Origin of the sequence: Vibrio sp. RM-41-2B, from assembly GCF_024744415.1 — a bacterium.
GTDB lineage: Bacteria > Pseudomonadota > Gammaproteobacteria > Enterobacterales > Vibrionaceae > Vibrio > Vibrio diabolicus.
Genome location: NZ_JAMQWD010000051.1, coordinates 246,851 through 262,150 on the forward strand (window position 1 = coordinate 246,851; position 15,300 = coordinate 262,150).

At 42.8% G+C, this 15,300-nt stretch carries 12 protein-coding genes; 7 read left to right on the forward strand and 5 right to left on the reverse strand.

Annotation, left to right across the window (positions count from 1 at the left end; genetic code table 11):
- Positions 1–70: 70 nt before the first annotated feature.
- From NB463_RS21505 to cobB, 4 genes are all read left to right on the forward strand, one after another.
- A complete protein-coding gene (locus tag NB463_RS21505; RefSeq protein ID WP_258431064.1) occupies positions 71–4,135 on the forward strand; it encodes an RHS repeat-associated core domain-containing protein in 4,065 nt (1,354 codons plus the stop codon).
- Positions 4,104–4,589, forward strand: a complete 486-nt coding sequence (locus NB463_RS21510; RefSeq protein ID WP_167426574.1) for an SMI1/KNR4 family protein — start codon at positions 4,104–4,106, stop codon at positions 4,587–4,589. Before NB463_RS21505 ends, NB463_RS21510 begins: the two co-directional genes overlap by 32 nt.
- 465 nt (positions 4,590–5,054) lie before the next feature.
- Complete coding sequence (locus NB463_RS21515; RefSeq protein ID WP_258431065.1) at positions 5,055–6,275, forward strand: ammonium transporter; 1,221 nt, start codon at positions 5,055–5,057, stop codon at positions 6,273–6,275.
- Positions 6,276–6,598: 323 nt separating this feature from the next.
- The gene (cobB, locus tag NB463_RS21520) at positions 6,599–7,330 is read left to right on the forward strand and encodes a Sir2 family NAD+-dependent deacetylase (protein ID WP_053807417.1); all 732 of its coding nucleotides are present in this window, start codon (positions 6,599–6,601) and stop codon (positions 7,328–7,330) included.
- A 90-nt stretch (positions 7,331–7,420) separates the two neighbouring features.
- Here cobB and NB463_RS21525 read toward each other — a convergent pair whose 3' ends face one another.
- The 5 genes from NB463_RS21525 to potA form a co-directional block, all read right to left on the reverse strand.
- The gene (locus tag NB463_RS21525) at positions 7,421–8,458 is read right to left on the reverse strand and encodes an extracellular solute-binding protein (protein ID WP_053807418.1); all 1,038 of its coding nucleotides are present in this window, start codon (positions 8,456–8,458) and stop codon (positions 7,421–7,423) included.
- A gap of 247 nt (positions 8,459–8,705) precedes the next feature.
- Positions 8,706–9,737: an extracellular solute-binding protein gene (locus tag NB463_RS21530; protein ID WP_012841832.1), complete on the reverse strand. Its 1,032-nt coding sequence runs from the start codon at positions 9,735–9,737 to the stop codon at positions 8,706–8,708.
- A 106-nt stretch (positions 9,738–9,843) separates the two neighbouring features.
- Complete coding sequence (potC, locus tag NB463_RS21535) at positions 9,844–10,614, reverse strand: spermidine/putrescine ABC transporter permease PotC (RefSeq protein WP_005396472.1); 771 nt, start codon at positions 10,612–10,614, stop codon at positions 9,844–9,846.
- On the reverse strand, positions 10,614–11,474 hold the full coding sequence (gene potB, locus NB463_RS21540) for a spermidine/putrescine ABC transporter permease PotB (RefSeq protein WP_012841831.1): 861 nt from the start codon (positions 11,472–11,474) through the stop codon (positions 10,614–10,616). Before potB ends, potC begins: the two co-directional genes overlap by 1 nt.
- Positions 11,455–12,570, reverse strand: coding sequence for a spermidine/putrescine ABC transporter ATP-binding protein PotA (potA, locus tag NB463_RS21545; protein WP_005396475.1), 1,116 nt, complete (start codon positions 12,568–12,570; stop codon positions 11,455–11,457). The genes potB and potA overlap by 20 nt, the downstream gene beginning before the upstream one ends.
- Before the next feature lie 401 nt (positions 12,571–12,971).
- Between potA and NB463_RS21550 the strand changes: the two genes are divergently transcribed.
- Genes NB463_RS21550 through NB463_RS21560 form a run of 3 tightly spaced genes read left to right on the forward strand, consistent with a single transcriptional unit; the run spans position 12,972 to position 15,274 of the window.
- Positions 12,972–13,769 (forward strand): hypothetical protein, encoded by a 798-nt coding sequence (locus tag NB463_RS21550; protein ID WP_012841829.1) that lies wholly within the window; start codon positions 12,972–12,974, stop codon positions 13,767–13,769.
- Positions 13,762–14,598 carry a glucosaminidase domain-containing protein gene (locus NB463_RS21555; RefSeq protein WP_031780554.1) on the forward strand — a complete coding sequence of 279 codons (837 nt, stop codon included), beginning with the start codon at positions 13,762–13,764 and terminating at the stop codon, positions 14,596–14,598. The genes NB463_RS21550 and NB463_RS21555 overlap by 8 nt, the downstream gene beginning before the upstream one ends.
- A gap of 13 nt (positions 14,599–14,611) precedes the next feature.
- A complete protein-coding gene (locus NB463_RS21560; protein WP_074190133.1) occupies positions 14,612–15,274 on the forward strand; it encodes a DUF2987 domain-containing protein in 663 nt (220 codons plus the stop codon).
- The last annotated feature ends 26 nt before the right edge of the window (positions 15,275–15,300 follow it).

A 15,300-nucleotide genomic window follows, 5' to 3' on the forward strand; every position in this document is an offset into this window, starting at 1 on the left:
ACAAATAAAAAGAGCGAAACGAGCATTAAATGATGCGGCAAGGTAAGAAAAGGACAAACACGTTACGGCTATGATCCCTCAATTCGTCATTCCTATCACGAATCGCTTTGGCGAAAGTTATCACTTCTCTGGTCAGTTACTTACTAGCGGCGAACCTAAAACATTCGTGACCAAACAAGAGGCAATAGAGTTTCTTGAGAGCTTTGGTGAGCTTGACCTTCGCTCTGTCGAGGACTTGTTCTATGCGATTGGTCAATTCAAGCCAAACATACCTGACGGTGAGCTTACTTCCCAACACTGTAATTCAACGTTTGCCAATGCTTTGGTGAACGGTGACTTGCATGTCGCTCGAATTGTACCTACCGGCGAAAACTACGCACTCTCGTCAGCGGTTACGCCTCCACCGACTCAAAATACCGTCAATGCAAAACCATCGAAGGGAAAGGGGAAGTCGAATAAAAAGAGTGGCAGAAGCGCCGCATCCGCCAAGCCTCAGCAACAAAGCAGCGAAAAACATGAGAAAGCCGGTGATCCTGTATCACTTGTGACGGGTGAAGAAATTCTCGAACTCTATGATATCGAGCTACAACAAGGCACTACTTGGCAGCGTACTTATCGCTCTTCGCAGTCGGATGTAAATCATGGAATGGGCTTTGGTTGGCGACATGCATTTCAGTTTGAATTACGCGAAAAGACGGACGAGAAAGACAATGTTATCGCTTGGGAGTTTGTTGACGATAAGGCCGATATCACAGAATTTGAGCCAGTAGATATTGGAGCAACAAGTTACCAGATATACGCTGGTGCGAGCTGTTATTTCTTAAATTCAGCAACTCGGATCGTGACGCTCGCTAATGGGCATCAATATCGATTTGAACAGAAAGATGATCGTTGGCTTGTTAAACAAGTCAGAAATGGCACGTTTTCAACGTTTCAACTGCAGTATTCTCGAAACCATCGATTGATCGAGATTGCATACAACAAGCGTCCGGTTCTTGAATGTCAATATGATAAGCAAGGACGCCTTGTAGAACTGCTAAATGCAAAGTCCCAAAAAGTTCTGACAACTTATACCTATGATGAGCACGATGATTTGGTCAGTGCAACTAATCATTTAGGCTTAAAGGAACAGTATCAATACCGCGGGCATTTAATTGTTAAACGTGTACGACCAACTGGCTTTACTCATTATTTTGAATGGGATGGCGAAGGTGCAAAAGCGAAATGCATCAGAAACGTTGGGGACGCAGGAATTTATGACTATCGCTTCCATTATCAAGGAAATCACTCTTCTTATTCTGACTCGTTAGATCATCAATGGTCTTTCTTGCATGACGAGCAGGGTAACTTACTCGAGAAAATAAGCCCCACAGGTAAAACTTGGCGATGGCAATATGATGAATTAGGGCGAAAAGCACAAGCTATCTATCCTGATCAGTCAACGGTCAATTATCAATATAATCAGCATGGTCAATTGGTTTCTAAGTTTCATTCCTCTGGCAAAGAAATTCAATATGGTTATGACGGCTTAGGTAAGTTAGTTAAAACGGTTTCGCCAGATGGGGATATCGAGAAGGCTTACTACAATAGCCTCGGTCAAAGAGTTTGGGATACCGACCAGTTTGGCTGTGTCACGGAATATGATTACGATAAACACGGGCAAGTCGTCAAAAAAGAGTCTGAAGATGGTAAGAAAAGTCAATGGTGGTGGGATGAACAACAAAGACTTATCGCGAATGAAATAGACGGTACATTACTTCGTTACAGCTACAATGAAGAAGATTTAGTGAATGGCGTTGCTTATCCCGATGGGTGTATTGCTCAACTCGCTTATGATCAATTTGGCAGGCGTACATCAGTTCGTTATTTTAACGACGAAGACAAAGTCGGTTATAGCGAAGAATATTCTTACGATGAGCACAGCCGTGTTGCTCAGATTCGAACGCCAGCAGGCATTACCTCGTATCAATGGGGAGCACTCGCGCAACAAGAAGCAGTCATCTTTCCCGATGGCAGCCATATTTCTTACGAATACGATCAACAACGTAACCTGACTAAATTAGTTCGGAGTGACGGCTTAGAATTCGAATTCCTGTATGACGATGAAGGCCAGCTGTCAGGAACTGTCGGGTTTGATAATCTACAAAGCCAATTTGATTATGATCATATGGGGCGGATCCATCGTAAGCAAGTCGCCGATAGGACGGTGCTGTATCGCTATGACGCTGCGGGTTATCTCAAGCACGTCAAAGCAGGAAATGGTAGCAGTATTGTAGAGAACCACTTCAATTATACGCTTGGTGGGCGACTTACTTTCGCATCCAATCGCCATCACACATTGCAATACCAATACTCTTCATTCGGGCATTTAACAAAGCGCATTCAAGGCCAGTTTGAGATAGCGCAGGAGTTTAACAGAGTTGGCCAACGCGTATCTCAGGTACTGCCAGATAATACGGAGCTGAACTTCTCTTATGATCGATATGGGCGTTTTTCAGCGATTCGGTTTGGAAACCTAGATTTACCTCAAATCAAATTTCATTACGATGAAATGGGACGAGTTTCCCAAATTGAAACGGCACATTTTAATGAGCGCATCATTTATGATGGTGTTGGTCGTTTGGTTGAACAACATTGGCCAGATAGAGAGAAAAAGTACGTTTACAATGCGCAAAACCGTATTTCATCAATCATTGATAATACGGCAGGAGCAACACACTATCAGTACGATGCCTTAGGGCAACTGAAACGAGTCAATGCTTCCGGAGAAGTTACTAAGTTTGAATACGATAGTTTTGGCAATCCTACTTTGCCATCTTCAGAGGTATTCGCTGATCGTATTGAAGTGCACGATGAGGTCCGGTTCAAATATGACGCGCAAGGAAACCAGACAAAACGTGAGGGGCAAGGACACGTTCAGACTCGCGTATTTGATGCGTTAAATCAGCTCATTGAAGTTCACACCGACGATGGCATCAGTCAATATGAATATGATGCTCTAGGGCGCAGAACGAAGAAAATTACACAAAAAGGCGTTACAGAGTTCTTGTGGGAAGGTGAACGTTTAATTGGTGAACGCTCTTCAGGTGCTTTCCGCTGGTACCTATATCAACCAGAAACCTACACGCCAGTGGCACTGCTAGAAAATGACGTTATTTATTGGTACCAGTGTGATCAAGTTGGTAAACCAGAGCGGCTGATCGATTGCGAAGGGAATGCTGTATGGAGTGCCAGTTACGATGCTCACGGCTTTGCTCATGTACATATTGAAAATGTAGCAAATCCACTGCGTTTTCAAGGGCAGTACTTCGATCAAGAAACCTACTTACACTACAACCTCGCTCGGTATTACGATCCTAAGCTAGGACGCTTTATCCAACAAGATCCGATATCTATTGCTGGTGGTATTAATCATTACCAATATGCAGTCAACCCTATCCAGTGGATTGACCCAACAGGCTTCTTGTGTGAAGAAGGGCTAAAACGCTTACAGCAAATGCTGGCTGAGTATCAGGCGCAAAACAACGTTCCCCAAGAGGTTTGTGATCAGATTTTAGAGGCAGCAAAAGAGTCATCTGTCGGAGAAGATGGCGTTCGCTCGCAAGTCAAAATCCGAAAACCCAATGGTAAAAACAATATTCGATATGAATACGATTTAGACCATATTGATTGTGAGAAGAACGAGATTACTTTTTATCGTCATATTAATTATTCTGACGGTTTCAAACGAGAATTCCGACATGCTATCAGTATAAATGACTTTGTTAATGCACATGTATCTGGAGAAATAAAAAGTTTAGTTTTTACGAAGAGAGGTTTTCCTACTAAATCCCATAAAAGAAGCGTCGATGAAGTTAACCTACTAAGAAAAGAGTTTGAGAGCATCAAACCCGAATTTGTTCGTTGTTACGCGAATACAAAAGAGGCAGCGAAGCGTTTTACTTCAAAGCAGTTGGTCAAAATGATTAAATCAGGAAGACTTCCCGACGGATTTATCATTCACCATAAGACCCCTTTGTTTCGGGGAGGGGATAACTCGTTCGATAACTTCAGGGTAATGAATTCCAAGTTTCATCAGAAGTACAATAAGCGATTGCACTGGTATGATGAAGGCAAAAACATTTATCAAAAATAGAGTTTTAAATATGAGAAGCTTAGACGTAATGCTCGATCAATTCACCGAAAAGGAAGGGTTTGAATGCTTTGGAGAGTTGAATGACGTATCAATTCATGAAATGGAAAATAAGCTAGGAGTATCCTTTCCGGAGCCATATAAAGTTTTTCTAAGGAAATATGGTTACGTTGAGTGGTTTGGTCATACGATTTATGGATACTCTGAAGATGAGGACTATCTTACAGTTGAGCGTACTCTTGAACTTCGCGAGGATGAGATACCGAGTGATTTTGAGAGAATACCACAAAACGGTTGCGTATTAGAGAGCTATGCTGGAGGTGGCTACTACTTTTTATTTTCAAATGAATCAGAAAGGTCGGGACAAGTAGCCCTTTTTATTGATGAATTGTTTGGTAAAGAAGCCCAATCATGGGCAACATTTGAGGCATTTTTGGAATATATGCTCAGCCTTTGATTTGTTGTTATAATTAGCATAACTGCCTTGTTTAGTAAAATTACACTGTTTTTTTGGATAATTTGTCTGATGCTTTTTTCGGGAGGAGGCATTTAGACGGGCGCTGGTTAGAGGATGTAAAAGCAGGGAAGATCACTCGATAAACCTCTTTAGTTAGCAATTCCGTATATAAGCCACCTCTCATGAGGTGGCTTTTACGTTTTGTTGAGCTATATGGTGCGCATTATGTTGGTGCACTAAAACCACATTGGTGCATTTATTAGCGTGTTAAGCACCATTTCAAGAATGCGTAGTTTTATTAAAGTTCATACAAAACAATAAATTAAAGTGTAAGTGTTAGAAATGTAAATTGTGGAATGAGAATTGCTCTGTTAGACGCTCTATAAATTAAGTTCACCAAATTGGTGATGAGCCTAACTTTGATGCACAGGATAAGTGCGCTACAGATCAACGGAGACAATCATAATGAGTGTAACTGCCAATCAGGTACACGGCGCTGTACAAACTCTCACGCAAAGTTCCGACACACTTTTCTTACTACTTGGCGCAATCATGGTTTTTTTGATGCATGCTGGTTTTGCTTTTCTTGAAGTAGGAACCGTGCGCCAAAAGAACCAAGTTAATGCTTTAGTTAAAATCTTGGCCGATTTCGGTATTTCCGCCATTGCGTATTTTTTCATTGGATACTGGGTCGCTTATGGCGGCACCTTCTTTGCTGATGCAGAGACGTTATCTCAAGGCAATGGTTACGAGTTGGTGAAGTTCTTTTTCTTGCTGACCTTCGCTGCAGCGATTCCTGCTATTGTTTCTGGTGGTATCGCAGAGCGAGCTCGTTTTTATCCGATTCTAATCGCAACATTTTTCACTGTCGGCATCGTATACCCGTTATTTGAGGGAATGATCTGGAACGGAAACTTTGGTGTTCAAGCTTGGTTTGAAAATACCTTTGGTTATGGCTTTCACGACTTTGCAGGTTCAGTCGTTGTACATGGTGTTGGCGGCTGGATAGCGCTTGTTGCCGTCGTATTTTTGGGCATGAGAAAAGGCAGAGTTCGAGCAGGAAAGCACACCAACTTTGCACCTTCGAATATTCCGTTTTTGGCCTTGGGAGCTTGGATCTTATGTGTGGGGTGGTTTGGCTTCAACGTCATGTCTGCTCAAACTGTGTCAGGCATAAGTGGCTTGGTGGCTATGAACTCTTTGATGGCAATGGTCGGAGGCATTGTCGCGTCATTGTTGGCTGGTAAGAATGACCCTGGCTTTATTCATAACGGCCCACTGGCTGGCTTGGTTGCTGTATGTGCGGGCTCAGACTTAATGCATCCTATCGGTGCTTTAGTGACAGGTGCGATTGCTGGCGTGCTATTTGTTTATCTTTTTACCCACCTACAAAACAAAACCAGGATTGATGATGTGCTAGGTGTCTGGCCTTTACACGGTGTATGTGGCGCTTGGGGTGGTATTGCTGCGGGGATCTTTGGCCAAATCTCGTTGGGTGGGCTAGGGGGCGTGAGCATTATCGTTCAGCTTCTAGGAACGCTTTTGGGCATTTCCATCGCTGTGCTTGGGGCACTTGCAGTCTACGGCGCGATTAATACCAGTATGGGACTAAGGCTTTCAGAAGAAGACGAATTCAATGGCGCTGACCTAGCCATTCATAAAATATCTTCGACCAACGAGGATTGAGGCCAATATGGGAGCGGCATAAAGCCGCTCTTTTAGCAATTGCCTTTTTTGCTTGGCCAGGGGGACAGAAATCTCCATTACCACGATGGTTATCGTCATTGGTGCTGACTCTTACTTTTACGTCGTCCACTTCACCTTCAACATTGGTTAATTGGCAACCTGCTAAAGTCGTAAGTAATATAAGCGCTAGAGATACTTGTCTCATTGCTGTTCCTATTAAATTGTAATTCTAATAGTGCCCATTACGACCATGGTCTAATCCATATTACTACTGTTGCTATTCTTTCAGTGTTAAGCTAATGAAAAAACAGCAAGGATGAGTTATGAATTTCCCTTATAGAAATATTGTAGTACTTACTGGTGCAGGTATCTCGGCCGAATCTGGTATTCAAACATTTCGTGCGCAAGATGGCCTTTGGGAGAATCACCGTATTGAAGATGTAGCAACACCTGAAGGGTTTGCTCGCGATCCGGACCTTGTTCAAGACTTTTACAACCAACGCCGCAAGAAACTTCAAGACAATGCTATACAGCCTAATGCAGCGCATGAAGCATTGGGTCGTCTAGAGGCTGAGTTAGAAGGTAAAGTGACGGTCATCACTCAAAATATAGACAACCTTCACGAAAGAGGCGGCAGCCATAACGTCATTCATATGCACGGTGAGCTTTTAAAAGCGAGGTGCAGTGAATCAAACCAAGTTATAGAACATAGTGAGGACATTAAGACTGGTGAGCTTTGTCACTGCTGTCAGATCCCTTCACAAATGAGACCACATATTGTTTGGTTTGGTGAAATGCCACTACGAATGGGGGATATCTACGCAGCATTAGAAGAAGCAGATTTATTTATTTCTATCGGGACTTCTGGCGTTGTATATCCCGCAGCAGGTTTTGTTCATGATGCAAAAATGCATGGCGCGCACACCATCGAAATTAACCTTGAACCTAGTGCCGTAGAAAGTGAATTTGAGGAAAAACGCTACGGAAAAGCAAGCGTCGAGGTTCCAAAATTAGTTGACGAGATACTGGCTCTAGAAGGAAAAGAAAGAGCGTAATAATTCTCACAGAGGAGAGCTTTTGTCTTGTCATTAAGAACAAAAAAAGCGGCTCATGAGCCGCTTTTTCATATCTTTAAAACTAACGAATTAGTTGTTCACTTTTAGCTTTTGGAAGTACTCATCGTACATTACGCTCGCTTCGCCAACTTCATCTTGCCAAGTACCGCTGTCCATCACTTCTTGTGGTGGGAAGATGCTTGGATCGTTAGCAAATTCTTTCGGTAGCAGTTCGTGTGCCGTTTTCACTGGAGTAGGGTAACCAATCTCTAGTGCGATCTTAGCTGCGTTTTCTGGGCGCAGTAAGAAGTCAATCATCTTATGAGCCGCATCAACGTTCTTCGCGCCAGTTGGAATTGCCAGGCTGTCCATCCAGAAGATCGTTCCTTTTTCTGGCCAGATGATGTCGATGTTCGCGCCTTCTTGACGAGCCATGTAAGCAGAACCGTTCCAAAGCATACCAAGTGAAACTTCACCCGCTAGGTAAGGGTTTGCAGGAAAGTCTGAGTTAAATACTAATACGTTTGGCATTAGTTTCTTCAACTCTTCATAAGCCGCTTTGATTTCATCTGGGTTAGTGGTGTTCGGTGAGTAACCAAGTTTAGTCAATGCAATGTGGAATACTTCGCGAGAATCATCCATTAGCATTAGTTGACCTTCCCACTTGCTATCCCAAAAATCATCCCACTTAGTAACAGACGATTTGTCTAGCATGTCAGCATTGATACCAATACCAGTCGCCCCCCAAATGTAAGGGATAGAGTAGTTGTTGTTCGGATCGAACGGTTTGTTAAGGAAGTTAGTATCAAGATCGGCAAAATGAGACAATTTCTCTTTGTCGATCTGTTGCAGCATGCTTTCTTTACGCATTTTAGAGACGAAATAGGTAGACGGTACTACCAAGTCGTAACCAGAACCTTGGGTTTTAAGTTTTGCGTACATACTCTCGTTAGATTCATATGTAGAGTAAATAACTTTGATTCCAGTTTCTTTTGTAAAGTCTTCAAGAACTTCGTTTGGAATGTATTCCGACCAGTTATAGAAATACAGTTCTTGATCAGCAGCCATTGCAGGGGTAGCGATGAGCGTCGCTGCACATAGAGCGCTTGCGTAGAATTTACTTTTCATTTGTTTTCCGTTTTGTTTCGCGATTGGACAAGTCAATACTAGCTGGAGTTGTCAAGTTGAGCCAAATCGCAGTAAGCACAAATCTGTTTATTTAGCTCGAGGGCTGTATCTCCGCTTTGTGAGAAGATAAAACTAGACATCGAGCCAGATAAACGTAGCAACGCATAATTATATCAGTCAATTACAAAAATAGGCAGCGTATTGCTGCCTATTTTCTTTTAGTCGATGACTTGTTACACAAGCTCGATTACTGTCCCGCTTTCAGCTTTAGGAAGTAATCTTCGTACTTAACGGTTAGATCACCAACCGCATCTTGCCATTCCACTCGATCAAGATCTTCTTGAGAAGGAAATAGCGGTGCAACATCTTTAAACTTAGCGTTCGATTCCTCTACCGCTGTTAAGTAACCAGTATCACGAGAGATTTGCTCTGCGATTTCTGGACGTAGTAGGAAGTCGATCATCTTGTGAGCTGCTTCTACGTTCTTCGCACCGGAAGAGATAGCGAAGTTATCAACCCAACCGATACCGCCTTCTTTAGGAAATACGAGTTTAAGATTTAGGCCTTCATTTTGAGCAGCTGCAGCGCTGCCGTTCCAAAGCATACCAACGCCCACTTCACCAGACATGTAAGGTGCGCCTGGGTTGTCAGAGTTGAAAACTAGAACGTTTGGCATCAACTTTTGTAGCTCAGCGTACGCTTCATCGATTTGTTTAGGGTCTTTTGAGTTGCCTGAATAGCCGAGTTTACGAAGTGCGATGTGGAAGACTTCACGAGTGTCGTCCATCAGCATTACTTGACCTTCAAGCTCAGGCTTCCATAGGTCTGCCCAGCTTTGGAAGTCGTTTGGATCGTACATGTCTGCGTTAACCGCTAGACCTGTAATCGCAACAACGTGTGGAATAGAGTAGTCGTTATTTGGATCGTAAGGCTTGTCTAGATAGTTCTTATCTAGGTTGCCGAAGTTTTTAAGCTTAGTCTTATCGATCTTTTGTAGCATACCTTCATCGCGCATTTTTGCTACGAAGTACGTTGAAGGTACCACTAGATCATAACCTTGGTTATGAGTTTTTAGCTTTGCGTACAAAGTTTCATTCGACTCGTAAGTCGAGTAGATCACTTTGATACCAGTTTCTTTGGTAAATTGCTCTAGGATATTACTGTTGATGTAAGGCCCCCAGTTCATAAATACCAATTCTTTATCGTCCGCTGCCGCTGAACCTGAGAACAGAGAAAGCGCACATGCACTACCAGCTAATAGAGTAGCCCATTTTTTCATTGACGTTAGCTCCAAACCAAACGTTGTCCAAATCATTTTGGACGGTAGATAGAAAAACAGAATGGCATGTAACCATTCTGTTTCGTGATGTTAACGGATGTGGATTTTACTTTACTTTTTCTCTTGCGAGCAACTGAGAAATTACGACAAGAATTAAAGAAACCACCAACATGACCGTTGCAAGAGCATTCACTTCCGGTGAAATACCCACCTTAACCATCGAGTAAATTTTCAATGGTAGGATTTCATACGTTGGACCTGTTACGAACGAACTGATAATTACGTCGTCCAGAGACAAGGTAAAGCTAAGCAGCCAGCCTGCCGCAACTGCTGGTTTTGCAAGAGGAAGGATGATCTGCTTTAAGATAACCCATTCACTTGCGCCAAGATCTTTTGCTGCTTCCAACATCTTCACATCGAAGCCATTTAAGCGGCTGTATACGGTTACCACCACAAATGGCAAACAGAAGGTGATGTGGGCAATCAATAGAGTAAAGAAGCCCAGCTGTGCGCCTAATACTAGGAACAGAGCAAGTAATGAAATCGCCATGACAATATCTGGAGACATCATTACGACAAACAGCATGCCGTTTACAGCACCTTTGCCTTTGAACGAGTAACGGAATAGGGCAACAGCTGTTAAGCTCCCAATAATAGTAGCCGCTGTTGCAGAAAATACCGCCACGTTCAATGAGTGCCATGCAGCCTGCATTAGGCTGTCGTTGTTGACTAGGGTTTCATACCATTTCGTGGTGAAACCACCCCATTTCATACCAAATTTATTGGCGTTAAATGAGTTTACGATTAGTACAACGATTGGCAGATACAAAAATGCATAAACCAACGCCATAAAGCTAAATCTAACTGTGCGTCCCATTAGTCTAGCTCCACTTTCTTATTCAATAATTTGCCTGCTCGGTAGTAAGCGTAAAGCATTACCGCCATTGCGAAGGTGAGGGCGATACTGGTCGCAGCACCAAATGGCCAATCACGAGCGTTCAATACTTGGCTCTTAATTACGTTACCAATCAGTAGGTTCTTCGCACCGCCTAGAAGATCTGAGATGTAGAACATACCCAGCGCAGGCAGTAGAACCAACAAACAGCCACCGATAATGCCAGGCATTGTCAGAGGTAGAATTACTTTAGTAATGGTTTGGAGCTTGTTCGCACCGAGGTCTTTTGCTGCCTCGATGTAAGTGTTGTCCAACTTCTCGATTGCCGAGTAAAGCGGCAGAATCATGAAAGGAAGTAGGATGTATACAAGACCAATCATTACAGCCGTTTCGGTATACATAATACGCAACGGCTTGTCGATGATTTCCATTGCCATCAGCGACTTGTTCAAAATGCCCTGTGTACCGAGAACAATCTTCAGTCCGTAAGTTCGAATCAAAGAGTTCGTCCAAAACGGTACGATCACCAAAAACAGCATAAACGGACGCCATTTTTCAGGCATTTTCGCTACGATATAAGCAAACGGGTATCCAATGACTAAACACAACAACGTTGCCACAATTGCCATGTAGAACGAGTGCATCAGCACTTTCGCATACAGTGGGTCCAGCAGACGCAAGTAGTTGTCGAAAGTGAATGTCATTTCGATTAAGTTTGCTTCATCACGCGTTAAGAAACTGGTACCAATAATCATCACGTTTGGTACCAACACAAACAGTGTTAGCCAGCCTACGATTAAGGCAATGATCGCGTTCTGAAGATTAATCTTCTTGCTTATCATTGAGTACTACCTCCCAGCTCTCAACCCAAGTGATAGCGACTTTCTGGCCAAGTGAGTGGTCCACATCAGGATCATCTTCGTTAAAGAATTCGCTTACCATTACACGCATACCTGAATCCAATTGGATAACAGAATCTAACGTCATACCTTTATAAGTACGCTCAGTTACGTGACCAACAATGCCTTTTTCTTCAGACTCTTTGATTTCTTCGATACGTAAGTCTTCAGGGCGAAGTAGTACTTGTAGTTTGTCGCCTTTCTGTGCTTCCTTATCGTAGTAAACGACGGATTCAACACCTTCAATTTCTGCGCGGATGCGTTTGTCATCGATGCGCTCTAGCATGGTTGCATTGAATACGTTGATCTCACCAATAAAGCGAGCAACAAACAGGTTCTTAGGCTCTTCATAAATCTCACGCGGAGAGCCATCTTGTTCGATAACGCCATCACGCATCACGATGATGCGGTCTGACATCGATAGGGCTTCTTCCTGGTCGTGTGTTACAAAGATAAAGGTAATACCAAGTTGACGCTGAAGCTGCTTCAACTCGATCTGCATTTGTTTACGCAATTTGTAGTCCAGCGCCGACAGCGATTCATCGAGCAGAAGTACTTTTGGTTTATTAACAACTGCACGAGCAATTGCGATACGCTGTTGCTGGCCACCAGAAAGTTGGTGCGGTTTACGCTGTGCCATTTTTTCTAGACGAACCATGCGTAATGCTTCCATTACTCTTGGTTCAATCTCTGCTGCAGGTGTTTTCTGCATACGAAGACCAAAAGCGACATTGTCAAAAACGGTCATGTGTGGAAACAGTGCGTAGCTTTGAAATACCGTGTTGACGTGTCTCTGCTCAGCAGGAACCTGTGTTACATCTTGGTCATCCAAAATGATTTGACCGTTATCCGCCGCTTCAAAACCAGCGATCATTCGTAAAACAGTCGTTTTACCACAACCAGAAGGCCCAAGAATCGTCAGAAACTCACCATGATTAACATCCAGATTTAAATTACCGATGATTTCCTTACCATCGAAACTTTTACTAATACCAGATAAACGAATAACTGGCTTTCCTGCTTGCGGTTTTGCGTTCAACGTCTGTATTTCCCCCACGTTCAAGCTGGGATAATCCCAGCTGATGTGACACTAGCCATTCACTTTTGAGGCGCGCATCATAATCACCAAAATTGTGAAATTAAAGCATTTTCTTATCTTGAAACAGAAAAAATTTTGCAGGCAAAAGTCATCATTCCTTACCATACTGTTTTTATAAGACTAATTGGCATTTAAACACAGTTTGATAGCACTAAGCTCTGTTCAATAATTGTTTTCAATTTCATAACTTTGAGAGTGGTTAATTATCAACCATACAGTTGAGATTGCAAGGATAGTACGTGAGTTGTGATGTTAGATGTGGAAAGATTTCTTTATAATAACGGCCACATTAATTGACTGGAATTCCAGTGAAAATTTTACAAGTTAATCTTGGATAAACTATGAACGACGATTTTGAGAAAGATTTCAATCTTGGGGGGAGTGTAGAGCGAGCTTTGTCTGGCAACTACGAGCTTAAAGCTGGGGCTGTTTTCAATGAAGCTTGGCGAGCAACCATCCAGCACTTTTTATCCTTTTCTCCTGCTATTATTGTATTGCTTTTTGTCCAGTTAGGTATTTTCTATATCGCGTTACAACTGCAGTTGGGTGATCTGACCGTTATTCTTGATGCATTTGAGAATCCAGAATCATTCACTAACGATATTGTGTCTTCTATTTATGTCGCGAACTTTAGTTATGAGGTGATCAGCGCCCCAATTTATGCAGGGATCAGCTTGATGGCGATGAGCCATATCGCGGGCCTAAAGACTAAGTTGCGCCATGTAGGCAAAGGGCTGCAGTTTACTATTCCCGTGATCCTAGCAACGCTGATGAGCCTAATGCTGCAAGGCGTAGTTGGTATGATCTTCCCTCTACTGTCCCTGTATCTTTCTTTAGCGTTTAGTCACTCTATCTTGTTGATTTGTGAAAAAAGAGTGCCACCAATGCAGGCGCTACTGTTATCACTTCGCGCTATTAACAAGAAGATTTTTGTTGTCGCAGGGCTTTACTTAGGCGTGATGTTGATGTTTATTGTCGCAGCGATGTTCTACGGTATTGGCTTGATTTTTGTGTTGCCATTCTTCTTTCATTTGAAAGGCATACTCTACCGCGAAATGTTTGGAATTAAGCTCAAGATCGTTGCAACACAGAAAAACGACAATGATCACGATGGTAACTCACAGGTGTTTGATGCCTAATTCTTTAAAATCAATAAGTTTACGAGTGGCGGCTACCTGTATAGCCGCCACTTTCATTTCTATTGGACCGTATTTACACTACGAGCAACAGTTTAAATATGTTGAGAATCCTGATGTGCTGTCCGGGACAATTAAGCATGTCGATTTGTCTCATTTGCCACACATTGGTGATATCCCTGACTTCAACGCAATAAAAGACACCAAAGAGAAAAAAGCGGCGTTTTTTGATTTTTTAAGGCCTAAAATAGCACTTGAGAATCAACGAATTCGCCATGAACGAGCGTTTCTTACTTCTTTAAAGGTGGGACAAATCACTCAAGAGCAAGAAGAGTACGCTCAGCGACTAGCGGCTCTGTATTCTTTACCTTTGAGCGACAACAAAGTCGATCACGCGTGGTTGGGTGAAATGCTTGTGCGAGTGAATGTCTTACCAGAAGCGCTGGTTCTAACTCAAGCAGCAAATGAATCTGCGTGGGGCACTTCTCGTTTTGCCACTCAAGCGAACAACTTGTTCGGCCAATGGTGTTATAAAAAGGGTTGTGGAATTGTTCCTGCGCAACGTGGCGCAGGCAAAGCTCATGAAGTTGAAAAATTCGATTCTGTACAGCAGTCGGTTCATGGCTACTTTATGAATGTTAATCGAAACCCAGCGTATGCTGAACTACGTGAAATCAGAGCTTCTCTAGCCGAAAAGAACAAAGACCTGTTATCGGTCGCAACGGCGTCAGAGTTAACTCATGGATTGCTAGCATATTCTGAACGTGGCATTGCTTATGTACACGATCTTCGCGCTATGATTCGTCATAATAACGCCTACTGGACACAATAAAATAACGGATAAAATGAAAAAGTTAAGCCTAAGTCTATTGGGAAGTGCGGCGCTAATTCTTGTATCGCCAATAACCCAAGCTCAAGAGTACATGTTCACGTACTCGAAGTTATACACCCAACTCAAAAACAACAATAAAGAAGGGCATGACGACGTGAAAGTTGGTGTCTTCTTTGTGGATGCGAAAACTAAGCAAATTTGTACAATAGAAAAAGCTTGGATGGAAAAAGAAGAGCACTATGAAGAGTTTGTTATCCCTGCTTCACAAGAGTTGCCTCTGCCAGTCGATAAAAACTTAAAGTCAGCGAATCCGTTGGTTTTTGTCGATACTCCAAAAGATACTCGCTGCGATTACTCACTTGTCGTGATGGCCAAAGAACCATTACAGGGTAACGTTTCTTACGAGCAACTTAAGCCTCTTCTACCTCAAATGCAGACGATGCTGGAAGATTTAGGCGGTATGTTTGCGGGTTGGTTTACACCTGAAGTTCAAGGTGTGACGATGGAGTTTGCAAATCAACTGAATGATAAAGTGATTTTCTCAAACGGAACCGAAAAGCCAATTGTCAATGGCAAGATACAAGTCGCACTAAGTGAAATAGGGCAAGGTGGCACAATGACACTACCAGAACCGACGATGCGAGTGCTACCTTATCTGCCTAACGCAAAGAAGTGAACACTGAGAGTTTAGAAAGAGCTGCA